The 24,719-nt window shown below is 66.1% G+C and carries 23 protein-coding genes; 18 read left to right on the top strand and 5 right to left on the bottom strand.

The window, feature by feature from the left end; genetic code table 11:
* Positions 1-1,343 precede the first annotated feature (1,343 nt).
* The 3 genes from BW971_RS21395 to BW971_RS20180 form a co-directional block, all read right to left on the bottom strand.
* Positions 1,344-1,931 (bottom strand): hypothetical protein, encoded by a 588-nt coding sequence (locus BW971_RS21395; RefSeq protein WP_076482886.1) that lies wholly within the window; start codon positions 1,929-1,931, stop codon positions 1,344-1,346.
* Positions 1,928-2,860, bottom strand: a complete 933-nt coding sequence (locus BW971_RS20185; protein ID WP_076482885.1) for a ParA family protein — start codon at positions 2,858-2,860, stop codon at positions 1,928-1,930. The genes BW971_RS21395 and BW971_RS20185 overlap by 4 nt, the downstream gene beginning before the upstream one ends.
* A gap of 1,892 nt (positions 2,861-4,752) precedes the next feature.
* Positions 4,753-5,034: a hypothetical protein gene (locus BW971_RS20180; protein WP_076482884.1), complete on the bottom strand. Its 282-nt coding sequence runs from the start codon at positions 5,032-5,034 to the stop codon at positions 4,753-4,755.
* Between the two features lie 95 nt (positions 5,035-5,129).
* On the opposite strand from BW971_RS20180, the gene BW971_RS20175 reads away from it, so the two are divergent.
* Both BW971_RS20175 and BW971_RS20170 read left to right on the top strand, forming a co-directional pair.
* Positions 5,130-6,092 (top strand): nucleoside hydrolase, encoded by a 963-nt coding sequence (locus tag BW971_RS20175; RefSeq protein ID WP_076482883.1) that lies wholly within the window; start codon positions 5,130-5,132, stop codon positions 6,090-6,092.
* A 149-nt stretch (positions 6,093-6,241) separates the two neighbouring features.
* Positions 6,242-6,655 carry a hypothetical protein gene (locus tag BW971_RS20170; RefSeq protein ID WP_076482882.1) on the top strand — a complete coding sequence of 138 codons (414 nt, stop codon included), beginning with the start codon at positions 6,242-6,244 and terminating at the stop codon, positions 6,653-6,655.
* Positions 6,656-7,665: 1,010 nt separating this feature from the next.
* Here BW971_RS20170 and BW971_RS20165 read toward each other — a convergent pair.
* Complete coding sequence (locus BW971_RS20165) at positions 7,666-7,875, bottom strand: hypothetical protein (protein ID WP_076482881.1); 210 nt, start codon at positions 7,873-7,875, stop codon at positions 7,666-7,668.
* Positions 7,876-7,933: 58 nt separating this feature from the next.
* Positions 7,934-8,548 carry a helix-turn-helix domain-containing protein gene (locus tag BW971_RS20160; protein WP_076482880.1) on the bottom strand — a complete coding sequence of 205 codons (615 nt, stop codon included), beginning with the start codon at positions 8,546-8,548 and terminating at the stop codon, positions 7,934-7,936.
* A 509-nt stretch (positions 8,549-9,057) separates the two neighbouring features.
* Between BW971_RS20160 and BW971_RS20155 the strand changes: the two genes are divergently transcribed.
* From BW971_RS20155 to BW971_RS21385, 16 genes are all read left to right on the top strand, one after another.
* Positions 9,058-10,794 carry a cutinase family protein gene (locus BW971_RS20155; protein ID WP_083710489.1) on the top strand — a complete coding sequence of 579 codons (1,737 nt, stop codon included), beginning with the start codon at positions 9,058-9,060 and terminating at the stop codon, positions 10,792-10,794.
* A 70-nt stretch (positions 10,795-10,864) separates the two neighbouring features.
* Positions 10,865-11,821 (top strand): DUF8176 domain-containing protein, encoded by a 957-nt coding sequence (locus BW971_RS20150; RefSeq protein ID WP_076482879.1) that lies wholly within the window; start codon positions 10,865-10,867, stop codon positions 11,819-11,821.
* A gap of 179 nt (positions 11,822-12,000) precedes the next feature.
* Entirely contained in the window at positions 12,001-13,314 is a 1,314-nt protein-coding gene (locus BW971_RS20145) for a hypothetical protein (RefSeq protein ID WP_076482878.1), read from the top strand.
* On the top strand, positions 13,314-13,904 hold the full coding sequence (locus BW971_RS20140) for a hypothetical protein (RefSeq protein ID WP_076482877.1): 591 nt from the start codon (positions 13,314-13,316) through the stop codon (positions 13,902-13,904). Before BW971_RS20145 ends, BW971_RS20140 begins: the two co-directional genes overlap by 1 nt.
* Positions 13,905-13,945: 41 nt before the next feature.
* On the top strand, positions 13,946-14,446 hold the full coding sequence (locus BW971_RS20135; protein ID WP_076482876.1) for a hypothetical protein: 501 nt from the start codon (positions 13,946-13,948) through the stop codon (positions 14,444-14,446).
* 34 nt (positions 14,447-14,480) lie between these two features.
* Complete coding sequence (locus BW971_RS20975; RefSeq protein WP_083710487.1) at positions 14,481-14,744, top strand: hypothetical protein; 264 nt, start codon at positions 14,481-14,483, stop codon at positions 14,742-14,744.
* A gap of 305 nt (positions 14,745-15,049) precedes the next feature.
* The gene (locus tag BW971_RS21390) at positions 15,050-15,409 is read left to right on the top strand and encodes a DUF8175 domain-containg protein (protein WP_143690498.1); all 360 of its coding nucleotides are present in this window, start codon (positions 15,050-15,052) and stop codon (positions 15,407-15,409) included.
* A gap of 36 nt (positions 15,410-15,445) precedes the next feature.
* On the top strand, positions 15,446-16,381 hold the full coding sequence (locus BW971_RS20125) for a DUF8175 domain-containg protein (protein WP_076482875.1): 936 nt from the start codon (positions 15,446-15,448) through the stop codon (positions 16,379-16,381).
* Positions 16,375-18,120, top strand: a complete 1,746-nt coding sequence (locus tag BW971_RS20120) for a hypothetical protein (protein ID WP_143690497.1) — start codon at positions 16,375-16,377, stop codon at positions 18,118-18,120. Before BW971_RS20125 ends, BW971_RS20120 begins: the two co-directional genes overlap by 7 nt.
* Positions 18,117-19,610, top strand: a complete 1,494-nt coding sequence (locus BW971_RS20115) for an SCO6880 family protein (protein ID WP_076482873.1) — start codon at positions 18,117-18,119, stop codon at positions 19,608-19,610. Before BW971_RS20120 ends, BW971_RS20115 begins: the two co-directional genes overlap by 4 nt.
* The gene (locus BW971_RS20110; RefSeq protein WP_076482872.1) at positions 19,607-21,544 is read left to right on the top strand and encodes a P-loop NTPase family protein; all 1,938 of its coding nucleotides are present in this window, start codon (positions 19,607-19,609) and stop codon (positions 21,542-21,544) included. Before BW971_RS20115 ends, BW971_RS20110 begins: the two co-directional genes overlap by 4 nt.
* A complete protein-coding gene (locus BW971_RS20970) occupies positions 21,544-22,806 on the top strand; it encodes a C40 family peptidase (protein ID WP_083710483.1) in 1,263 nt (420 codons plus the stop codon). Before BW971_RS20110 ends, BW971_RS20970 begins: the two co-directional genes overlap by 1 nt.
* Positions 22,807-22,912: 106 nt before the next feature.
* Entirely contained in the window at positions 22,913-23,245 is a 333-nt protein-coding gene (locus BW971_RS20100; RefSeq protein WP_076482871.1) for a hypothetical protein, read from the top strand.
* Entirely contained in the window at positions 23,242-23,835 is a 594-nt protein-coding gene (locus tag BW971_RS20095) for a hypothetical protein (protein WP_076482870.1), read from the top strand. The genes BW971_RS20100 and BW971_RS20095 overlap by 4 nt, the downstream gene beginning before the upstream one ends.
* A gap of 25 nt (positions 23,836-23,860) precedes the next feature.
* Positions 23,861-24,232, top strand: coding sequence for a hypothetical protein (locus BW971_RS20090; protein ID WP_076482869.1), 372 nt, complete (start codon positions 23,861-23,863; stop codon positions 24,230-24,232).
* The gene (locus BW971_RS21385) at positions 24,229-24,711 is read left to right on the top strand and encodes a MarR family winged helix-turn-helix transcriptional regulator (protein WP_076482868.1); all 483 of its coding nucleotides are present in this window, start codon (positions 24,229-24,231) and stop codon (positions 24,709-24,711) included. The genes BW971_RS20090 and BW971_RS21385 overlap by 4 nt, the downstream gene beginning before the upstream one ends.
* Positions 24,712-24,719 lie beyond the last annotated feature (8 nt).

Here is a 24,719-nt window from a genome sequence, read left to right as displayed (position 1 = left end):
TACCCGAACGGTACCGGTGTGTGCGGGTTGTGTCGAGGCGCGCGGTTGGTCGTGGCGACCATTGACGCCATTTATCGAGCATTGCTGTGCGCGGCCCAGCAGCTCGCGTGGTTGCGAACGACTGAGTGAACATGAGCGTGTTTCAACGACACGCTGTACGCAGGGATTGCGTGCACGTGAAGACGCGCGCTACCCTGAGATCCGTCTGGCAAGAGACAGTCCCTTCGGGGATGGGCGAAGGCCCACGAGACTGAGCTGGTAACTCGGTCTCTCAACTTGAGTCAAGAGCCCTCCGGCTGGTAACCGGGGGGTTCTTGCGTGCTGGGGCCTTCGACGCGATATGTGGCTCGGCGAGCGTTGTCGCTAGTTCTCGGGTGCTACCTCCTTCTCTGATACGGCTGTGGAGCGCTGTGGTAAGTGCTGCTGCGGTCGGTGCGAATACCCGCGGCAGCGGCGAGGCAGGTTAGGCCTCGCCCCAGGCGCGGGCAGTTACACGCATGTGATCTTAAGATCTAGTTTTTCGCGTATATTTTTCTGCGGTCCTGACCGCGCGTCATGCGCCCCCAACACCCCACGTAACCGCATCCTCGCAGTTCATCGCGTGTTCCAGTCTCGGTTTTCGCGCGAATTTTGTGCAACAATGATGGGGTGAATGGGCCGACGGGTGAGCGCGGAAGGGCGCGCGCCGTCGGCGCGCAGCAGACGCCGTCCCGCATCGACAACCGTTCAACGAGTGCCGCTGTCGTCACCGCGTATTGCGCACATCCCGGCTGCCGCAGAGAGTTTCGCAAGTCGATGGGGCGGGGTCGGCCCCGGATCTACTGCTCGGACGAGTGTCGGCGTCAGGCCGAGACCGACTCGCGCCGGATTTCCGCGCAGATTGAGCACCATCGGGAGATGGCCGACATGTTGAGCCGCGACCTGGCCGCATACGAGGTTCCGTCGGCAGATCCCGAGCTACGGGAGCCTACGGTGGCGCCGACTCCCGGTCTCGAGGTGGCCACGGCGCGCGCTGAAGGGGTGTTAATTGGGCTGAATGACGGCAGTGTGTTGGCCTCCGAATTCGCGCGGCTCCTTGAGGCTGTCCGCGCTGCGGGCAACGCGGAGACGTCTACTCAGTACCGGGCCAGTTGATTGCCCCATCTGCCGATGGATAACTTCACACCGGCGGGTGCGTTGTCGCTTACCCCGCCAAACATTGCGTTCCGACCAATCCCCCACTCTGCGGGAGGTCCCCTTGTCCCCTTGCGCCCGGGCATTTCGTCACTGTGACGGCGAGACCCAGGACTGCTTCTTGGTGCCGGAAACCCTGGTTTATCCGCTCGCTGCGACCGGGCGGTGGATCAGTCGCGGTCGTCGAAATACATGCGTAGCGCTTCCTCTACGAGCGCACTGCGGTTGCCTGTACCCCACAACTTGACCAGCTCGTCAAGTTTCTTGGCATCGCTTTTCAAGATTCCTGCCAACACGATTTTCACTGGCTTCACTTGCCCGTGTCGACGACGCTGACGGGTGACGGAGTTGTCGGTGTAGGCGAAGAGCCCGGATGTCGCGGTCGGCTTCGGAGCGAAGTGCTGCTGCAGCCCTTCCGCGTTCCGCTCAATCGCCTGCAGAACAATTGTTCCATGACTGCGCGCACTGATTGGATCGGCGGCCTTCTCGGCGATTGCCAATTCGCGAAGTTTTTGGGCGAGCTCTGGTGCAACGGCGGCATCGGGATAACGGTGCTGTCGCGGGCGACGGGGTTGGGCAGTTTGGCGTCCGGACCGTTGCGTCGGACGAGATTCGGTCGCCGCCGATGGAGCGGCGGAAGCCGCCTCCTCGGGGATGTCAGGGACCTGGCGAGCGGGGAACTTTGGGGCCGGCGGTTCGGGGAGCACGGTAACGTTGGTGGCGCTTACGTCGAACGCGCCGCGGCGCTTGCTGCTCACTTGACTACTCCTAGCGCGGCTGTCTCTCTCTCGGCGATCCGGGTAAGGACCTCGTTGGTGAGTGCCTGGTAGTCACCGGCGAGACCGCTGGAGTCGCGTGACCACAAGCGCGCCTCGTCTGGCTCCCCGGTCTTCTCACCTTTACGCAATGACTTAAGAATGCCAGCTCTGCGAGATTGTGTTGCGGCGACCAGCTCGCTTGGTGTGAAGCTGTGCCGTCGAGTGTCGATCGACCCGGCCGCATCGGTGCGGATCAGTGTCTGGAATGAGTCCACACCACTGCCGTGCAGGATGTCGGTGATCTGATCGAGCACCTCTCGGTTTCGGACTGTTGCACGTGGATTCGCATCAAACAAGAGCATGCCGAGCAGTTGGACTTCGGCGCCGTTTTGCCGCGCCCGCAAGTAGCGCTGCGCGAGGAGCTCGACGCCGTCGAGGCTTGCGTCGTCCTGCTTCGTGGGCACGACCAAGTACTGCGCGGTGCCGAGTAGAGCGTCGAGAAGGGGCGCGTCACCGGGCCCTGAGTCGATCAGAATTAGGTCGTAGCGCTCTTCGCCCCACAATTCGTACAGGGCGCTAACGAGGTTGAGTCGTAGATCAATGCCGTTGTCGGCTGCAGACGACGCGGTTGACGACACCATCGAGAGGAAGCTGCCACCGGGTAGCAGGTCTAGGTTCGGGCGGACGCCGCGCAGTGGCTCCAGGGGCACCGAATAGTGCAAGGTCTGCGCGAGTCCCTTGCCCTGGTCCCCCGCCTCTCCGAAATCTGATTTCGAGACGTTTCCCTGAGGGTCAGCGTCGACCACCAGGACGCGTCTGCCGCCACCTGCGACCATCGAAGCGACGCCGGCAACAATCGAGCTCTTGCCCACGCCGCCCTTCTGATTCGCGACCAAAACGGCCCGCGGTACGTAAGGGATCGTCTCCATCAGTTCTCCCTGCGTAGTTGTCCGGTCACAGCGCTCACGAAACTTAACAGAGGAAGGTGCAGTCAGCCCGTAATGCAGCCACGAGTTCGCCCGCGTGTCGCACTCTGAACACAGTCGTTCACTCGGGACTGCGGTCGCCTCGTCGATGCGGCGACATAACCGCTCTCTGAGCGGGTGGCAAACGGGCCGACATGACGTCCGTGCGATGGGGCGCACGCGCGGCGCATTTTCGGCCCCTTGTGTGCCCCTGTCTCACTACTGTCAGCCATGTCATCAGAACACGGTACGCAAAGGGCATACGTAACCGCGTCTGCACGCTTCGTTGCTCTGTCGAACACTTTGCTTGCCGCACACCAGTTAGCACCGGACAATGTCCGCCCGGATGCATGGCGTGTTATTCGGCTGTCATGTGTGTTGTACGCGCCACCGTATGTCGCAGCGCTGCTATGCCTTTCAATACGGCTCCGATTACCCCGTTCATAGCCGGCGTACCTACACCTGCTCATACCGCTCACTGTCGGGCCACCCAGCGCGTCCCATGTCCCGCCACCTATGTAGTCGTGTTTTGCCCTTGCCGTTCGGCTCTTGCTTCGGGGTGTCGCACCACTAGTTGCATCGCAGACCCGTCGGTTATACATACTGGGCGCTGTACGGTTGCATGTACGCCCGAATACTTTGGCGCATCTACCGCGATATCTACTGGCGGCTCTAGTGGAGTACGTATACGCAGTGTTCAATACGGGTTTGAAACGCTCCCTTCGGACCCGCGCGGAAGAGTCGCAGACGTTGTATCTGATACAACTCCTGCATGCACGCGGTCACGACTGTGGACCGCCAGACGTGATGTATTCGAGTACACATCCGGGGCCGATGGCAAACAACTTAGAAGAATCAAGACCGCGGGACATAGATCGACGTACGACACAGAGTGTGTACGACGATCTTAGGGCCGAAAGCCCCCCAAACTCAGAGACATCTACAGCTCGGATGCTCATGCACCTCCGGTCTCGCCGAGGCTGTGGGCGACTTACCAGGACCCGCTGCTGCTCTAGCTTCGTACTTACCACTGTAAGCACCTTCGACAACGTCGCCGCCGAGATTGACAACGGATCCGTAGGTACCAGCCGACTCTGCGTCCGCAGCTCAAAGGCAGTTCGAGACTGCATCAAGCTTTCACGGCGACTCAGGCTCGCTGATAGGCGGGGTAACTGATGTTGACGTGTGCTTCTTCGGCGGGGGTTTGCCTCTTCCGCCGTCGGCGACACCCAGATCTATCGGTTGCCTGCTTGACACGGAGAACGCTGCGGCCGTAGCGCGGGTCCGCAACGGTCGAACAGGAGCGAGTCGGGACCTGGCTACTATCCGTTACTCGTTGGCGAGCGGCGAGCCCCTGGTTATTTCGACCCTCGCCGAACCGGGCTCGCTTAGACTGCTGAATTGCAACGGCACGAGTCGCTACGCTGGATTGAACAAGACAGGCTTGCGGGGTGAGCGTCATGATCAATCTCGCGACCTGCGTCAATGCGCGTTCGAAGCGCTATAAGCCAATACGAGTGGCTAGCCGTCCAATCTGACCCAATCACCAATGCAAGGTCGGCCTCGCCCCGCTGCGGCCCGCTCAGCCTGTTTTCCCTGGTCATCACTTTCCGCAGCAGAGGCGCAACGTCGGGCCGAGTGTTGACGCTGATTTCGGCGCACTCGAGATGCGTTTGCACCCGAAGGCGACCGCGGGACAGAGGACAACCGGACGAGTCGAGACTCTCGATAGCGGGCTCAGGCCTGAGGGCAGCGTGGTTTCCTCTTTGGCGTGCTAAACGTCGTCGCCGGCGATGTATCGAGCCGCGTAGGGGAGTTGCCGAGGTGTCGGCCGTCGTTGCGCGATGGTGTCGAAGTCACCTGATGGCCGCAACGGATGCCGTGAGCTCGAACGAGCCTACGTAGAGTCGCTGGGCCCAGCCGGTGAGCGGGCAGCAGGAACCGACCGCATGCGACGCGTGACCGCGTTGACGGGCTACGCACCAGGACCGAGAGACGGTCGACGGGTAGGCGATCGCGTCATCGTCGCTCTCGACAATGACATTGAGTTCGTCGATAAGGGCAGGGCAGAACCGCGCGAAGGCCATCACCTCGTCGATGCACGCGAGGGCGGTGGCGCCGGAGTGCGGGTGCGCCACACCCGTCAAGGTCGTCCGAGCGGCCAGTCTTACAAATGACACCGTCGACACGCTAAATTGGCAGTTAAACAGAGCTTGCCTATACATCGACGACGATGGGAATCCAACTTGAGCGGCTGCCAATGAAGCTCTTCATCGACACGGACTGCGGAGTCGACGACTCCCTTGCAATAGCCGTGGCGGCCCGAGCGGTGGGACCCCAGAATCTCTGCGGTGTCGGTGCAACCTGGGGGAACTGCGATCCGACGCGGGCATCCCGGAACGCACGTTGGGCTCTGCGGCAAGCTGGTGCCGACCGCGTGCCTGTGCACGGATCGTCTCTACCCGCGCCCGCTGGTTGGGAACCCGCGGTGAGCGTCCACGGGACTGACGGCCTCGGGGACGCGCTCTCACCGCGCGAGTTCGCGAACATCTCGGCTCTTGCGGGTGACGACAGTGTCTCGGCGCTGATTCGTTTCGCGGCCAAGCACAGGCACGACGGGAAGCTTGTCTGCATCGGTCCGCTAACCAATCTGGCGGCAGCATTGTGGACAGAGCCTCGTGTGGCCAGCTGGCTGGGAATGGTGACGATCATGGGCAGCCATGGCCTGTCCGCTGATTCCTGGCTCGACGACATGGGGGACACGAACATACGTCTTGACCCAGAAGCAGCAACGCAGGTTGTGAAAAGTCCGCTACGGATCACATGGGCAGGACTCGACGTCACCAAGGAAACAACACTGTCGCCGGACGACTTCCCTTCGACCCGCTTAGGCCGGGACATGCTCAAGGTCCATCAGCAGTATGGGAGTGCGAGAGGACCAAAGTATTCGCCCCACGGGCCGGTGGGCGGCTGGAGGACCCCATGCAACGATTCAGTAGCAATGCTCGCTGCGCTGCGTGATCTCTGGGCCGACCGTCTGGGGTTCGAGACTACGGCAGCCCACCCATATATCGCAGAAGACAGCCAGGGCAGGCCAATTGTGCAGTGCCAGAGTGACGAATCACCGGTAGGTAGAGTCCTCGTCAGGAGCAAACCCGAACGTGTGAAACACATGATCAATTCGCTGCTGAGATGATCCGTCAGTGGAGAGCGCGGAGGGCAGGCCGACGAATCACAGCGGGGTTAATCCGGTGGCATGGGGGTGCCGCCCCGACCGTGGACTCACTCCTGGAGTACGCAAGTGTCAAGTCTGGTCTTGCAGTACATCTCAGCGAAGGATACTCGATGTCCGGAGCGGTCAGCGGTTCGGCTCTTGCGCTGGACTCCGGCATCACGATAGTTCACGCTGGAGCCAAGAACGACTGGAGATCCCAACTGATCATCTGCCATGAAATCGCACATGTTCTGCTGGACCATATGGATTCACCTACGGCGCCCGCCATAGACCCAGCACTGTTCCCAAACCTTCCTCAGGACTTAGTTGCTGCGGCGCTGTCCGATGCCGGGATAATGATTTCCCACGAAGTCGCGCACAGCGAGAACCACTACGAGTCCGCCGACGAGTACGCGGCTGAGTTTCTGGGGTCGCAGCTGGCCGTCCTGCTCTTGTTGTCAGATAGAGAGTTCGCGAACCTGCGCCGCGCACGTCGTGCCCTCACTCAGCAAAACGTACTTGATACGTTCTTAGGTCCAGAGTAATAGTGAGAAACACTCTTCCGCTCTATCTAGATCTGTTCATAGCGACGTTTGCCGTCTTTGTCACCGTGAGCCGCGTCGCGGTCATAAAGCGTGGCCAGGGTCGTCACTTCACTGTGGTGATAGCATTTTTTGTTGCGGCGGACGTGGTGAAGGTTGGCCCAATTAACGACGTGCTCGCCGAGCTAGTTGATGGCCGCCTTGTCCGGGTAGCTGCGCAAGTGCTGACGGTCGCTGCCGCAGTGGGTGCGGTGGCAGCAGTGCGTCACGCGACTCGCATGATGCGTAGCCGAATGGCAGCGTTGACTCCTTGGATAGGCTTGGGCGTGGTCGCGGCGGCTCTGGTGGTGTTGGACGCGTCAGCAGGGTCCCGCAACCTTCCTATTGAGGCGGCCGCACCCGTGCTCTCGGTCGCGTACTTCGCCATTTATTCGGCAAGCATTGTGTTCTGCGACGGCTACGCACTGGTAGTTGTGGGTCGTGCCTACGCGCGGGGCATGCGGAGGGGCGGTGTGACGTCGGCGGGAATCGTAGCGCTAGGGTTGTTTTTGGCAACGGGTCTCAATTCAATATCACTCTTATGGTACGCAATAGCGTCCAGCGACGGCCATATCGGCACGGCCGAACGTGTTCAGCGTGACAGTAACGGAAACGTGTACGCCATCTTTACTCTTGTTATTAGCGTGCTTGGGCTACTGGGGACGTTTCGCTATGCTCGACGAAAGACTGCGGTTTCCAAGGAATGGGAAAAGTCCGTCGCAGGGCTACCTCCGTTATGGGAATTCTTGACGAGCGTTGCACCGGAGGTACGCCTCATGAGTACAGCTGGTCTGAGCCGTGAGGCGCGACTCATCCGCATGATCGCAGAGTGCATTGACGCGTCAGTTGTTCTGGGGCGCGACATAAGAGATGTTGTGCCAGGGTCGACTAGTTGGCGTCCGACACATCACACCCCAACGCCCGAGCAGGTCTTAGGGGTTGCGCGGAGTTGGTGCGCGGTGTCGTGAAATTTACTATCTACCGGGCTTACCGCGAAGGCGAAGCGCGGCCGCGGGCGTCGCGCGCAGGGTAGCTAGCAACCGCAGCTGGTCAATCTCGCTGCCGGTTTCCGTCTCGAAGAAGGTTGCCGGCAGATCATAGGCGGCGGCGACGCGACTGAGGTCGTGGGAGTCGAGCTGGCCGCTCTGGAGCCGGTCCTCAGCTACACCGGTGATCTGGGCCATCGCAGCGAGCGGGACTCCGTAGGCGTCGGAGAGTAGAGCGACGTGGCCTGGTATGGGCTTATGGGTTTCCGGGCTGCTCATTAGCGATCTCCTGACCGTACCGGAGCCGTTCTGCGGCGATACGACGCCGTGTGTTCTCGGCTGTACGAGCTGGCGTTTCGTCTTCTGCTGGCGCTTGCAAGAACGCGTCAACGGCGGCCGCGACGCGATCCGGCGGCGGAAGCTGCTGAGGGAGTTCCGCGTTCAGCATTGCTGATATTACCTTGCCGACCATGGGCGACAGAACGTCGCGCAACTTATCCAGCGCCGCGTGGAGTGCAGGGTCTTGCTCATACTTAGTCGCCAGAGCGGCCATGTCGCCCGCGATTTCGATAAGGTCAATTAGCCGGGCAAGGGGGAGAGTGAACTGCCCGCGCGCTGATGGGGGCCTGTCGCGACCAGCTTCCTCTGGATCGCCGCCCAAATAGACGTTGTAGGCGCTGCCGGGTGTCCAACGGAGTGCCTGGTCGAGCTTTTTGAAGGTCGGCGGTCTGAGAGCCGGAAAAGTACCACTCTCGATCCGAACAAGCGTCGGACCGGATGGGCCGCCTGCGTGCACTACATCAGCCTGGCTCAGGCCAAGCTCCCGGCGACGCCGATGGACGACGTCGGCGAAGTAGAGGTGGTCCGGCACACCGCATGACTTTAGTGCCTGTGGTGGGTCGAGACCGGAATCGGACAATATAGGTCAGACTATGTAAGTGTTGTGTAAGTGCCACGCTTCTATATAACCTCTATGTGTGCGGATCCGACATGAATCCCACACATAGTCGTGAAGGAGCGGAGGCTATTGATCAGTCAAGAGGAGCCGAGAGGCAAAGCTGGGAGGGGCCTGGATTTGCGGTCTGACCCCTCCCAGCTGGGGTGGTGCTCTGGTGGCCTTGATTTGCCGTCTGCCACGGATCGAGCACCGGTTACCGGGTCGCGTGCTGGGCACGTGATGGCCAGTTCTTCCAGTGTAGGGACCATGTCAGCTGATGTGGTCGGGGCGGCTGGTTGCGGTGCGCAGCCGGTGGGGTGGTGGTGTGTCTCCGCCTCGTTGGCTGTGCAACCGGGCCCGACGTGTCCTGTGGGTCATGCGCTGGTCCGCCGGCCACCTCTGAACCGTGTGTTCGGCGCGCCGGGTGTGGGGCGGGTAAGTTGATGGGGTCGGGGAGGGCTCGGTCGGTGCTGTCGCGGTGGTCTGTGCGCTGCGGCGGCGTGGCGTTGGCGGGATCGGTTGCTGTTCTCGCTGGTGTCGGGTCGGCGTATGACGCCCCGACCGCGGTCGCGGAAACTAACTGCCCGGCCCTGTATGTGCTGGGTGTGCAGGGCACAGGCCAGTCGTCGGACAACGCTTCGACGACAGCGGATTCTGGGATGCTCGCTTCGGTGATGTCGCCGATGTTGTCGATGGCGAAGGGCCTCGTCGCCCGGGAGTATGTGCCGTATCCGGCCGGGTTCGGAGGCGCGGTCGCCGGCGGGAAGCAACAGTATTCGGAGTCGGTGACCCAGGCGATGGGCACGACAACGTCGATGCTGAGCCAGATCGCGCGCCGCTGCGGTAAAACCCAGTTCGGTTTGACGGGGTACTCGCAGGGCGCGCACGCGATGTCGAACGTGGCGAAGTCGATAGGTCAGGGGCAGGGCCCGATCGACGCAGACCGTGTCGCTGGTGTCGCGTTGTTCGGCGACCCGGGCCGCCCAGCTGATTCGCCATTGTTCCCGGGCGCGAGTGGGCAGGACCGCCCGGCCGCGGCGCCGGGAACCTCCGGGCAGTCGGTGGCCTCGTTGCCGTCTCCGGGACCGACACAAGGTCCCGAGGGTGGCGGTATCGCCCCCACCATGGATTCTGATCGCGGGTACGGGAACCTGTCGGGTCGGGTGATGGACAGCTGCGCGTCGGGGGATCTGGCGTGCGCCGCCCCGTCGAACTCGCCGATCGTGCACCTGGTGACCAACATCGCCGGCCAGTCGGAGTTGGACCAAGCCGACCCGATCGGGTCGTTGACCTCGGTCGGTCAGGCGTTGGCGTTGACCTCGGTCAAGGCCGGGGTCGACGTGATCAACAACGATGTGCAGGGCACGTCTCTGGACACCCTGAGCTACGAACCGCAGGAGTCGGTGTCGCAGCGGTTGGCCGACGCCTCGGATCCGCGGACCCCGCTGCCGTCTGTCCCGGACGCTTTGAACGCCGTGTTGAAGGTCGGCACCATCGGCCTCAACGCTGTGGTGTCGGTGGCGAAGAAGGTGATCACCCCGCAGACCATCGGGGAGCTGGCCACGGTCGGTTTGGCGAATCCGCCGGCCGCCCTGGCGGTACTGGGCGCGAAGCTGGGTTCGGCCGTGGTCGATCTGGTCCCGCCGGCCACGGTGGATCGGTGGACGAACCAGGCGTTCGACGCGATCAAGCAGAACATCACCGATAACAAGGATCTGCTGAACGTCACGACGATGATGCAGTACTTCAACACCGCTAACGCCCATGGCTCCTACACGACGACCTCGCAGACCGCGGGCGCACCGTCACCGACGCTGTTCGCCGCGGAATGGTTCGCCGCCCTGGCCCACGACCTGGCCGGGTCGTCGTTCTCTTCGGTCACCGGCGACGGGTACCTCAACACCGCCGCCCAGGCCGTGAGCGACAGCGTGTCCAAGCTGTGGCCGTCGGCGACGGTCCCGCCGGGTTCGGCGACGCTGGCCCCGAACGGTCCGATCCTGTCCAACGCTGATCCCACCGGTACCGATGAGAGCGGCGGATCGGGTCAGGGCGGAGTGGACGCGCAGAACACCACCCCCACCTCGGACGCACCCGGTAGCGGCGGCGAATCCGGGTTCGGTGGGGTGCCCGGGATACCGGATCCGTCGTCGTTCACCCCGACCGAAGTGCCGGCGGGGTGAACGCCCGTGTCGGCCCGGATGGGCGCAGCAGTGATCAGTCCAGAGTTTCGTTGGGAGAAAGGGATTAGCAATGGATAGTAAGTACGCGCAACATCCCGGCACCCGCGCCGACCTTCCAGCGACCGGCGACGCCACCGGGCCCGCGTTCGACCTGAGCAAGGTGCTGTGGGATCCACCACCGCAGCCGGGCCACCTGTTCCGCTCGGACGCTGCGCCGGTGCGTGATGCTGCGCCGGAACTGTCTGGACGGTGGGCCGCGGCCGGGTGGGCGTGGTTACCCACCCCACGAGGCCCCGAACCGGCGCCGGAACCGGAGCCCGTCGATACGTCGTTTCCGGCGTACGAACCGACACCGCCCGTCGCCCCGCACAGCGTGCCCGCACCGAGTACGCCCGCTGTCGCGGGTGGGCGGAATTCCGCCGCCGGCCGGATTCGCAGGTGGCGGCGCCCGCTCATCGCCGCGGGGTTCTTCGTGGTGCTGCTGTTGGTCGCTGGTATCGGCGCGCTGGCGTTGTGGCCCAGCGATTCCCAACCCGCAGCCAGTGATGTGCCCGCCGCGGACCCGACCGCAGTCGTGGCGACCACAGCCACGCAGAGTGCCGAGAGCCCGGCACCGGCGCCGATGTGCGCGGCGAACACCACCGGGGCGGTGGTGACCGGCGCCGGGCCGGGTGACACAACGTCCGGTCCGGACGTGATCCAGAAATTCGACTACGCCTACTACGTGCAACGCTCCGGGGCCGCGGCGCGGGCGGCGGCGGCGCCGTCGTCGCGGAATCTGGGGACCGCAGACACCTTGCAGGACAGCATCGACAAGGTCGCCACCGGTACCCAGCACTGCCTACGTATCCAACCGACCGCCGCGAACACCTGGGACGTGACGTTGACACTGCTGGCCCCGGGCAACAGTGTGCCGACGATCGTGCACCAGGTGATCACTACCACCGTTGAGAACGGGCAAACCCTCATCTCGGCGATACCGCAGAGCAAGGTGGTGAGCACCGCGACGCCGGACCGCACCGGATAACTACCACGGCCGAATCGGCGGACGTCTGGCGACGGCACTGCCTGGTCGCCACCTCGATTCTCACCCTCCATCACCCCGTTTCGTGAAAGGGCACTACCCCCATGCCAAAAACAGGCACCCACCGCCATTCTCAGCTCCCAACGACCCGTTCAGCCGGGTTGACGGCCCGGGCGGGAACCATGATCACCGCCGGTGTGCTGGCCACCCTGATCGCCGGTGCCACCGCACCCGCGCTGGCCGATCCCGGTCAGGGCGGGATCACACCCGACGCCCCGGCCGCGCCCCCGTCGACGGGGCAAGGGGGAGTGACCCCCGACAGCCCGTCGACACCACCGACCGGTCAGGGAGGGGTGACCCCCGACGCCCCGGCACCTGCGCCGGCCCCCGCTCCGACACCGGAGCCGACCCCGGAACCCGCGCCACAGACCGGGCCGTCGTTCGTCCCGGCACCGACGTACATCGCCCCACCAGTCGAGCAGGGCTCACCGGAGGACACCCAGCCGACGTATCAGGGGGCATACAACCCGCTCCCGCAAACCCCGCTGCATCTGCCGACACCGGTCGCCCCCAAGCGGCCCGTGATCCCAAAGCCGTTGCCGCACCCCGGCAAGATTGTGTTGAGCCGCAACGTCTGGTTGCCGCAGGGACCGGTCTCGGACGCCGACGCCCGCAACCTCGATGGACAGTTCGCCGACGCTGAGGCCCGGGTGGACACGTTCTACCGCAGCATCGGGTTCACCGACGACCAGGCCGACCGCAGCGCCACGGCGACCGTCCTGGGCGGGGTCGCCGGCGCCACCTTGACAGGTTTCACCGTGTTCGTCCCGGCCGAGATCATCCTCGGCGGCGGCGGCGCGCTACTCGGGTGCGGTATCGGCGCTCTGGCCGCTCTTCCGATCCCCCCACAGGGCATCAGCAGTGCCGTCGGATGCGGCATCGGCGCCGCAGCAGGTGGCGGCGCGGGGACTCTGGCGGCGACGGGTCTGGCGGCCGCGGCCGCGGCCGCGGGCGGTGCGGTCGGCGCTGGTCTGGGCTACGCGTTCGGCGCTGGCGACCCCGGTGGTGACCCGAATGCACCGTTGGGCGGGCCCACAACGGAGAACCCCCAGTTGTCGAAGCCTGCACCACCGCACCCGGAGGCCAACCAGTACGAGCTGCACGTGAACAACACCCCCGTGCCGGGTAATCCGAAGGTCGACTACACCGTCAACAAGTCCGGTGACGTCAACGGCCACGTCGACGTGGGTCCGATCCACGCACCCATCAGCGTGTCGCATGAGCAGTCGCAGAACGCGTTCGCCGCGGCGGGCCCGTTGTCGCGGACCGTCAGCGACACCGTCACCCAGGCGGCGGTGAACCTGTCCAAGCAGGCTGAACAAGCCATCCCCGGCCTGAAAGTGGCGTTCCCCCAGTTCGGCGGCGGTAACGCCTCGTCGAGTGGACCCAAGCACGCCGCAAGCGGTGGGCGTCACGCGGCGAAGGTGACCCACTGATGGCCACCAGTTCGCTCGAGGTGCCACCGGGGGCGGTGTGGCGCACCGAACCGCTCGAACAGCGTCTCGACGACCCACCGCCGCTGTTCGCGGTGTTGGGGGCGCACCCGTGGGCGGGCGCGTCGACGGCGGCGGCCATGTGGGCGCCGGCCGCGGACACCGAGCAGGCATGGCCGGCGCACCCGACGTCGACCCCGCTGACGGTGGTGGTGGCCCAGGACACCGTCAAGGGCCTACGCGCCGCGGCGCGGGTGCTGCGCGAACCCGACGAGGGCCTGGCCCCACCGGATGCGGTGGTGGTGGGTCTGCTGATCCGGCCGACCCGCCCCGGACGGTTGCGCAAAGACGTGGCCGCGTTCCGCGACACCGTCGCCGAGCTGCTCGACGACCGCCCGGTGTGGACCCTCCCGTGGCTCGACGCCCTGTCCGGGCAACCGCCGGTGCTGGCGTCATGGGCCCCCGGGGACGTGCCCGCCAAACGCGACGGCCCCCTGGACACCGTCGTCCCGCGCCGCGTCGCCGAGATCGGCGAACAGATCTGCACGCGCATCACCACTCTGCGCGATCAGCACCTCGCGGCCGTGCCGTGACCGCACACCCCACCCTCTCTGCCCAGCAAAGGAGTTCACCCATGACCACCACCACACTGCCCACGACACTCGCGGGCGACACGATCGACTCGACGTCCACCCACACGACCACGCCCGGCGCGCCGGGTCTGCGGGCCCGGCTGCGGATGGTGACCGTCCTCGGGTCGGCCGCCCTGGTGACCGTGCTCGCGGGCCCGGTGACCGCGACCGCGGCACCCGGCGACCCGACACCCACCCCTACCCCGGGTGCGGGGACCGGCGCTGATGTCGGTGGCGGGGGTTTGCCGGGTGGGATCCAGGTGACGGTGCAGACCGCACCGGGTCAGAACAAGTGGAACTGGTTGGCCGGTGTGGCCCTCGGGTTGTGCATCCTGGTCGCGATCGTGGGCCTGGCGTTCGGGTTCGCGAAGCTCTCGCACGCGAAGAAGTCCCACAACGTGGGCTCTGAGGAGGGCTCGGCGATTGCCTACTCCGCACTCGGCTTGGCCGGGTTGTCCTCGCTCGGGGCGATCGCGTCGGGCATCTACATGGGTGCGAGCTGAGCCGCCGCCGTCATGGGAATCCGGGAGTTGAACAGTGAATGTGATCCTCGCCGATCAGGCGGTACCGCTGGAACATCTGCGGCCGCTCCTGGTCCCGATCGGATGGCTGCTGGCGTTCGTGCTGGTGATGGGTCAAGTGCGCCTGGGCATGTTGTTCGCCCGGTTGCACAAGAACAAACACGGGTTCGCCGACTTCGGCGAATCCGACCGGGAGGCACCATCACTGCTCGGGATCGTCGGCGGTCAGGTCATCGTCCTGACCGCCGTGCCGCTGGCCTACGGCATGATCACCGCCTGACCGACGCGATCCCGGCGACCGTTGTCGCGGCACTGCTTGGTGCGGCCCTGCTCGCCGGGGTGGCCGGGTGCGGCGACGACGATCACCCGTCGGCGCGGCCGTCAGCGGTGTCGCCGGCACCGGGCACGGAGGTCGCGGTCGCACCGAACACCCCACCGTCGGGGGTGCGGTGGGTGGCCTACAGCGGGGTCCAAGTGCCCCAAGGCGATCAGGGACCGCGCAGCGGCACCACCTCAGCGACACCGACCGGGTACACCCACAACGGGCCCGGAGCCGGATTGGCGGCGGCGAACGCGGTTGTGCGCATGTCCCTGGCCCCGGACAGCGAATGGGCGCAGGTCGGTGCGGTGCTGCTGGCGCCCGGGCCCGGCCGCGACGCCTGGCAGATCAACCGATCCCAAATGTCGATCACCACCGCGGTGCCCACCGGGAAGGCACCGACGCTGCTCGGGTACACCGTCGACCACTACACGACCGCTCGGGCGGATCTGCGGTTGGTGACCCGCGAATACGACGGGTCGATGGACACCACGACCGCGGCGATGGTGTGGTCCCCGCCCGGTCGGTGGCTGCTGCTGCTGGCCGACCCCGCCGACCGCACACCCACCAAAGCCGCGATCACCTCGCCACCAGCCGGGCTGATCCCGTTCGCCCACACCACCTGATCCCCCCGCACACCCGCACCCGCGAAGGACTCCCACATGTTGCGTAAAGCGTTGCGATCGCTGATACCCCGGCCGCTGCCCCCGTCCCAGCCCGCCGACGCACCCGTCTCGGCCGGGTGGTCCTGGTGGCGGCGGTGGGTGTTGGCGGTGCTGGTGGTCGCCGTGATCGGCACCGTTGTGGTGGTGCTGGTGTCGGTGTTCACCGGGCACCACGACGATCAGACCACCGCCGGGGGCGGGTCGGGCTCATCGGTGTCGGCGACGCCGGCGCCGGGGTCGACCGCCGACACCTCCGCGGGGGCGGGGGAGGACTCTGACCCGGCGTATGCGCCCGACACCACCGACGCGTTCGGCCGGCGGGTGCGGGTGCCACGCGACACGGCGGGTATCGCCCTAGCCCAACAGCCGGCCCGCGACACCGATCGTCCGACCGCGCAACCACCGGTCGGGATGGTGTGGGAAAAAACGTTCGGCGTCCCGATGCCGTACTCGGTGTCCGACGGGCCCGCCGCAGTCACCGACGGTATGGCCACCGGGTTCGCCCGCACCGCCCAGGGGTCGGCGCTGGCCGGGTGGCAAATCCTGTTGCGCGCCTCGGTCGCCCCGCAAGCGGTACGGGACAAGATTTTGGCGGATCAGGTGGTGGGCTCCGACACCGCGAAGTCCGCGTTCGCCGCGCAGGCGGGCACAGCCACCGCCGAGCAGAAGAACCGCATTGATGTGCCGTTCGGGGTGTCGGTGTCCGATCAGTACACCCCCGATTTCTCGTCGGTGCAGTGGGCGTCGGGCCCGTACGCCCCGGTCGGGGTGGACCCGGCCAACGCCCGCACCGATGAGCAGACCGCCAGTATCGACGGGCCGCTGACGGTGGTGTGGGACGGCGGTCAGTGGAAGCTCCGTATCCCCGACACCGGCCTGCCCGATGGGGGTACCCGCGACTACACGACCGTGGCGGGGTGGGCCACATGGTGAGCGCCACAGCATCATCGACCTTTCTCGTTACGCCACCACCCACCCGTGCCGCGGCGGTACCGGCCACTCCACGCCGCCGGTGCTTGGTGCGGTTGGTCGGGGTGCTGCTCGCGGCGCTGATCGTCTCGACGCTGGCCCCGTTGACGGGGCAGCTCGTCGGCGACCCGCAGGCCAGCGCACCGGTCGCCGCGGCGGACCCGTCGTGCCCGAAGGTCCCGATCATCGGGACCGCCTGCAAGGTGGGCGGGGCGATCATCAACCCGAAGAAGGCGATCACCGACGCCGCCACCTCCGGGTTCAAAGGCATTGTGCAGTCGATGATGGCCGGGGAGGCCCGGCTCATCGAGTTGTCGATGTCGTGGTTCATCAAGATCCCCACACCCCAAGCGGGGCAATGGGCACCGGTGCAGCAAGTCCAGGCCGCGACCCTGTCCATCCAGCTGATCTTGTTGGTGGTGTCGATCATCCTCGGCGGGTTCCGGCTGATGATGGCCAAACGCAACACCGTCTACGCCGAGGGTGAGGCGATGTTCCACTCGCTGATGCGGACCATTGTCGGGGTCTGGACGTTCGGCGGGTTGATGACGGCGATGTCGGCGGCGGTCGACATCATCTCCAACGACATCCTCAACTACGCCACCCACAACAACCCTGGCCAGGTCATCGCGAACATGGCCGCGATGGATCAGTTGTTGCCGTTCTTCGGGTCCGGGCTGATGTTCGTGATCAGCATCGTCGGGATCCTCTCGGCGCTGCTGCAAGTGGTGTTGCTGGTGGTCCGCCAGGCGATGCTCGCGGTCATCGTGTCGCTCATGCCGGTGATCGCGTGCGCGTCCGGCACCAGCATCGGGTCCAACGCCTACCGCAACATCACCCGGTGGGCGATCTCGCTGCTGCTGTGGAAATTCGTTGCCGCCCTGGTGTACATGGTGGCGTTCGTGCTGGCCAGCGCGAAAACCAACAACCCGGAAATCCAGTTCTACGGATTGATCCTGCTGCTGATGGCCTCCGCGGTGCTCCCGATCCTGACGCGGTTGGTGTCTGGGGGGATGGCGATGGCCGGGGCGTCCGGGCTCACCGCGGCGACCATGGCCATGGGCGTCATCGCCGCCGGCGGCTCCCTGGCCGCGGCCGGTAAAGGTCTCGGCGGCGGCGGGTCCGGCGGCTCCGGCAAATCCTCGGGGTCGACCGCGTCGACCGCTGGGGCTGGTATGGCGGGTGGCCCGATCGGTATGGCAGCCAGTCAATCCGGGGGCAACATGGGCGGCAAGGGCGGTCAGATGGCCACCGCCCCGATGAAGGGCGCCGCGCAAGCCGGCGGAGCCGGGTTGTCCGGCGCCGGGGAAGGCACCAGCGGGTCGACGACCAACGGCTCCAAGCAGTCCGGAGCCGCCCGGTCGGGCACCTCCAGCGCGGGCCAACAAGGGGCCGGTTCCCGCAGCGGCGGATCGCAGGGCAATGGGGCACCCACGCAGGCGTCGACCCCGGGCACCGCGGCCCGCGACACCGGCTCCGGCAGCGGGCAGTCCGGGGCCAGCACCGCACCCGGCGGTAGCCAGGGCTCCGGCGGGGGTGGCACACCCGCATCGGGCTCCGGCGGCACCGGGGTCATGTCCTCGGCCGGGTCGTCGGCCGGACACGTCTCCGACGCCGCCGGGCACATCGCGAATCTGTCATCCACCGCTCAGGACGTGTTCTCCGACAGCGGTTCCGACACCACAGGAGGACCCCAACGATGACCGCAACATCCGGTGTGGAGAAGAACGCGATTCTGCTGTTCGGCCGGTGGTCGAAACCCCGCTCCACGGGGCTGTTCGGACAGACGTGGGGGGTCACCGTCCTCGGCGGGGTCCTGCTGCTGGTGTGGGTGATCTTGGTGTCGATCACCCAATCGCTGTGGGTCGGTGGCAGCGCATTTCTCATCGAATCGGGGCTCCTGGTGCCCCTGGTGTGGCACCGCGAGGGTGTCACCGGACTGGAATGGATGGTCAGGCGAGTGCAATACCGATGGGCGTTCTGGCGCAAAGAGACCGACTTCTCCGGCGGTGTGTTCGGCAAGACGCCCGGCTTCGGTATGCCCCCGGGGATCCTCGGCAACGTCGAGCAATACGAGTACGAACTGCGCAACGGCGACCGGTGGGGGATGAACCATCTGCGAGCCAAAGACCACTTCGCGGTCGTCCTCGACGTCACCCCGCGCGGGCAGGAGGGGTTCGACCAGTGGCAAGCCAACCAGTGGGTCGCCGGGCACGGTGACCTGCTGGCCCGGTTGGGCACGACCAACGGCGCGATCGGGATGACGGTCACCGTCGAGTCAGTGCCCGAATTCGGGCAGCGGGTCAAGGCTGAGGCCCGGCGCATTCACTCACCCGCCGCCCCGGAATTCGCGTTGGAGCACCTGGCGTCGACGGTCACCGACCGTTCCGGTGGGACTGTGCGCGCGGAGGTGCGGGTGTGTTTCATCTTCATCCGCCCGCGCGGCGCGAAGACGGTCCTCGATGTCGCCAAACAGATCGGGTCGCAGCTGTCGACATTGATCGCGGCGACGAAGAAAGCCGGTGTCGACGCCGTCCCCATGACCGGTGGGGAGATCTCGATGCTCGTGGCGCGGGCGTACCGACCGGAACTGACCGCGGCCATCGAGGGTCTGACCCAGCAGGGCCGCACCGACGTCATCGCCTGGGACCAAGCCGGTCCGCGTGGCGCGCGCAACAACTGGGATCACTATCTGCATAACGGGTTCCGGTCGGTGACCTGGGAAATGGCGACGCCGCCGGAGTCGGCGGTGCCCTCGGACAACCTGAAACCGTTGCTCATTCCCCGGGCCACCCTGCCGTGCAAACGGGTCACCGTCGTCTACCGGATCCACCGGGCCGGTGAGGCGAAGAAGATGGTCAACGCCGACTTCCGGGAGGCGTTGGCCGATGAGCAGTCCAAGTCCGGGGTGGCCTCAGCATCGGCAACGATCCGCCGGGAGAACACCCAAGCCGCCCGCGTCGAGCAGGCCCACGGGGCCGGGCTGACCCGGTTCGGGATGCTGGTCACCCTCACCACCCCCAAAGACGATGACCTCGCCGAGATCACCCCGGAGCTCGAAGGGCTCGGTGATGAGGCGTCGATCATGCTGCAACGCTGCTGGGGCGACTCCGATGCCGCGTTCGCCGGCGGTATCGGTGTGGGGATTCTGCTGCCCGAATACGCCAGCGGTCACCTGGCGGTGTTCGAATGACCTCGGCACCGGCGCGCCACCGCGCCGCCGACGGCGAGGTTGCCGAACCACCCGTGACCGCCGCCGAGCAGTACCGCGACATCGTCGGCGCCGAGGACCCGACCGGAATGTCGACCGACGGTGACCGGGTCCGTATCGGCGGGCAGTGGATCCTCACCGACGACGCCTACACCCGGTTGCAGGACATGGCAACCCGGCGCGGGTGGAAAGGTCGACGCGCCCGCAAACGGATAACCGCGGAAAAACGCCGGCACCGCGCCGCGATCGAGAACATGCGGGTGACCGGTGGTTTCGACGTCGAGACCCCGGTCTTCACACCACGCGGCTACAAGGGTGCCGGCGGCGGTCGCATGCTCTCGATCGGGAAGCTGCCCGAGTATCGGGGGACTAGCACCCAGGTCGGTGGCGGCATGTACCCGTTCTGCTTCGGCGCCCGGTCGCCGGTACTGGGCACCCCGTCGGGGCATCACATGGTCACCGGCGCCGATTTCGGGTTCGACCCGCTGACGTGGTTCACCGACGGACCGTTGACCGCACCGGTGCTGTTCATGCTGGCGCTCAACGGGTACGGCAAATCCACCGAGATCCGGCACATGGTGCTCGGCATGATCGCGCAAGGCTGCACCGCGATCTTCCCCGACACCAAACCCGACTACGTCATGGTCACCGACAGGGTCGTAGGTCAGGTGTCGACCCTGTCCTACGGCCGTCACGCGATCAACCCGTTGGCCATCGGCGGGTTGGCCAGTGTGCTCGCCCGCCTGGGCCAGAGGAAAGAGCGGCGCCGCGCTGATGAGGCCCTCGCCGACCGGGTCCGCTCGCAGTGCCGGGCCCGCCAGGTCACCGCCGTGGTGAACCTGCTGGAGCTCAAACGCAAAGAGGGTTCGGTCGCCGACTGGGAAGAGACCGTGCTGGCCGCCGCGCTGACGGTGCTCTACGCCAACTCCCACGCCGAGCGGTTCGGCCGATTCGACGACAATCACCCCCCGCTGATCGAGAACCTGTACGCCGTCATCGATGCGAACCTGCCGGAGCTGTTCGCCGATTCCGGCGCCGACACCGCCGATCAGTACCGGGCGCTGACCCTGCCGCTGCGCCAAGGGTTGCGCGCCCTGACCCAGGGGCCGTTCGGGCAGGTGTTCAACGCCCATTCCACCGAACCGGTCGACCTGTCGCATCCGGCGGTGACGATCGATCTGTCGCAGATCCCCGAAGGCGACCGCAACCTGCTGGCTGCGGTGTTGCTGACGTGCTGGTCGGACTGTTTCGGGGCGATCGAGGCCGCGCACGTCCTCGCCGACGCCGGTCTGGCGCCGCGGCGCACGTTCATCCTCGTCATGGACGAGCTGTGGCGGATCCTGCGCGCCGGGGCCGGGATGATCGACCGCGTCGACGAACTCACCCGACTCAACCGGCAGATGGGTGTGGTCCTGATCATGATCACCCACACCCTCAAAGACCTCGCATCCTTCGAGTCCGAGGCCGACGTGCAGAAGGCGTTGGGGTTCATCGAACGCGCCCAGGCCAAGATCATCGGTCCGGTCGGCGACAACGAACTGAACCTGCTCTCGCGGGTGGTGTCGTTCACCGAGACCGACCGCGCGCGGATCGCCGAGTTCGCTTCCGCCCCACCCCCGGACGACAAACGGTTGGCCAAGGAACGCGCGCAATACGCCGCCGAGGTCGCCGAGGCCCGCGCCCGCGGGGACGTACCACCACCCAAGCGGATCCGCGAAGCGGACGGCACCGGCTGTTTCATGCTGAAAATCGGTACCGGCGGAAAAGAAGATCCCGGTATCCCGTTCCGGTTGACGCTGTCACAGTTCGCGCGGGACGCGAACGTGCACAACACCAACCAGGCGTTCGAAAGCAGCGACGACGATGTCGAGGTCATCGACGCCGTCGTGGTCGACGAGACCGAAGCTCTGCTCTGATGTCCGAGGGCGGTGGGGGGTCAGCGAGCAAGGCGGGGCTGTCCGCCGCCCTGCTCGGGATGCTGGCGCTGCTGGTGATGATCCCGTTGGCGATCATCCCCGCATCAGTGAGCACCGACTGCGCCACCGACACCGCCGCAGTCAGCGCCGGGATGGGTGTCAGCGGCGACGGGGGCGCGACCATCGCCGGCCTGAACCCGAAACAGGTGGCGGTCGCCCGCAACACCTACGCCATCGGCAAACAGCGCGGCGAACCGGACTCGGTGATCCTGGCCAACCTCAACGCCCAAGCCACCGAATCGTCCTACCGCAACCTCGCCAACACCGGCGTCGCCGAATCACTCAAGTTCCCCCACGACGGGGAAGGCCACGACTACGACTCCGTGGGACCCAACCAGCTACGCGCATCCATCTGGGGCGCGGTCGGTATGGCCAAACTCATGGACCCCGGGTACCAGGCGAACTGGTTCTACGACCAAGCGAAAACCAAACCCGGGTACCAGACGATGGACCCATCCGCGCTGGCCCAAGCCGTGGAGGTGTCCGGACCCAACGCCTACGCCGCCACCATCGCCCTGGCCCGCTCCGTGATGGCCGCCGTCGCGAAAACCGTCGACGGGTCCAACCCCGCGACCGCGGTCACCGACACCGGCACCGGTACCGGTTCGTCGACGCCGACCGATTCCAGCGGATGCGACAGCGACAGCGGCGACAGCGGCGGCGCGCTCGGAGGCCCGTTTGGGCAACGGGTCATCGAGGCGGCGAAACGGTGGATCGGGACCCCGTATTCGTGGGGCGGCGGTGACAAGAACGGGCCCACCCTGGGTGTGTCCGATGGTGGCGGCGCAGGAGACGCCAACGGCGACACCACACACAAAGGGTTCGACTGCTCCGGTCTGACCCTGTACGCGGTGTATCAGGCATCGGGCGGGAAGATCCTGCTCCCGCACTTCACCGGCGACCACTCCAACCCCGGCCAGCTCTACGACGGACGCGGCAAAACGATCCCGCTGGATCAGAAACAACCCGGGGATCTCATCTACTTCGGATCCGGCGGCAACACCCATCACGTCGGCATCTACTACGGCAAAGAGAACGGAAAAGACATGCTGCTCAACGCCCCCGAGTCCGGAAAAACCGTGTCGATCATGCCGCTATCGGGGTGGAACGGCGAGGACATGTACGTCCGCCGATTCGGCGGCGACGACGCCGCCGGCGCACCCGCACCCAACACCCAAGCCGCCTACGCCCTGGCCGGGTGACTCCCGTGACACCGACCACCGACCCCACCCGAGAAAGAGAACACCCGATGACACCACGCGATGACACCCACCGCGGCGCCACGGCGACAACAGGACGGACGCACCGATGAGCACCGAACGCAACACCTACTACGTCACCTACGGCCCGACAGACAACATCAGCGAAGCGATGATGTTCTGCCTGCAAGAGATGCGGGGCCGGGCACAGTCAGACTGGCCGATGGGTAACCCGCAGCCGGTGTCTGTGTGCCACACCATTACCCCGGCACCGCAACAGCGCGAAGGCACCCGTAAGTGGGTGGACCGGATCACCGGGGCACCGGGTACACCACAGTGGGACATGGGATCGGTCATCGTCACGATGAGCGCGGTCTACGAGTGCGCATCCGACGACCCGTTCGCCGGATTCGATGCCGACACGTTCGGAGACCGGTCGTGAACCGCCGGGTCGCCGCCGTGGCCGCCGCCGTGATCGGTGTGAGCGTGATCGCCGGATGCGAAGGCGGGGGCCGGGCGCCCGACCCGCACCCGGCGCCGACAACCACCACCATTGCCACGACCGAACAGGCACCGCCGCTGACTCGGATGGCGCCGGGCCCGACCACCACCGCCGCGGGATGCTCAGCGACCCAGGCGTGCGACGGAGAATCGGTCATCGTCACCGGGGTACGCGCGCTGTTGGCCTACCGGCCAAGCGACCCGGATCCGGCCGGCGCGGCCGCCGATCGGGCTACCGCCTGGTTGTGCCCGGCGTATGTGTCCTCGGTCGCCGGTACGTGGGCGGCGCTGATGCCGATCACCGGAACACAGTGGTCGCAGTGGGCGGCCGAGCACGCCTCGATCACTCCGAAGGTGTCGCTGACCAGCGACGAACACCCCGCCGACACCGACACCACCGTCTCGCGGGTCGCTCAGGTGTCGGTCACCGCGAGCACCGACCCCACACCCGTCACCCAAACGATGTGGGTCATCGCGAAAACCACGCTGCCGCACCGGTGGTGCATCAACAACATCACCACCGGCAACTAACCCGACGTCACGAGGAGAGACACCTATGGGGCTGCATCTACGCCGCCGTCGACCCCGGTCGACGCCCACCACGATCACCGGGTGGACACCCGGGGTCTCGCTCGAGGACGGGTGGTGGCGGGTCGCGGTCTACGACACAGCCGCCGACGCTCTGAGCGGCTACGCCACCCTCGCCGACGACGAGACCACCACCGTGGTCTTCGAGCGTGTCACCGACGCCCACCGCGCCGCTGGGGGACTGTCCAGCACCCAGGTCGCGCACCTGGAGGGGTACAACGCACTGACCGATCAGTGGTGCATCGCGGTCGAACCCAGCGACCACGACATCGCTGAGCTCGGGCCCGACGTCGACGACCAGACGATCGCCCCCGCCGCCGGCCAGGACCGGACCCGATGAGCGAAGCGAGTAGCGGCGCGACCAGCACCGCCGAGGCCGTGGTCGGGGAAGCGATGTCGGTCACCGCCGCGGTCGCACTGGCCCTGTTCCGGGTGGTGCGATCGCTACGCCGACAAGCATCCCCGCACCTGGGCTACCCCGAATGGTCGGCACTGGTGACCATCAGCGAGCACGGGCCGCTCACCCTCACCGAACTCGCCGAACGCGAAGGGGTGCAGGTTCCCTCAGCCAGTCGCGCCGTGAGCTCGCTCCGCAACGCCGGGCTGATCACCTGCCGCCGCAACCCCGGTGACCAACGCAAAGTCGTGCTGGCCACCACCGAGCAAGGAGCAGCGGCGGCCACTGGTGAGCTCCCCGCCGACGTGCTCGCCGCGATCGACACCCTCGACGCCGACGACACCGCCGCCCTGCTGCGGGCCGCGGACACCCTCACCGGGCACCTGCGTACCGCCCCGATTTCCCCGCACACCCCCCGTTGATTGATGAA

This window comes from Williamsia sterculiae (assembly GCF_900156495.1).
Taxonomy (GTDB): domain Bacteria; phylum Actinomycetota; class Actinomycetes; order Mycobacteriales; family Mycobacteriaceae; genus Williamsia_B; species Williamsia_B sterculiae.
The sequence above is the reverse complement of the archived record's forward strand: the minus strand, read 5'-3'. Positions and strand labels throughout refer to the sequence as shown.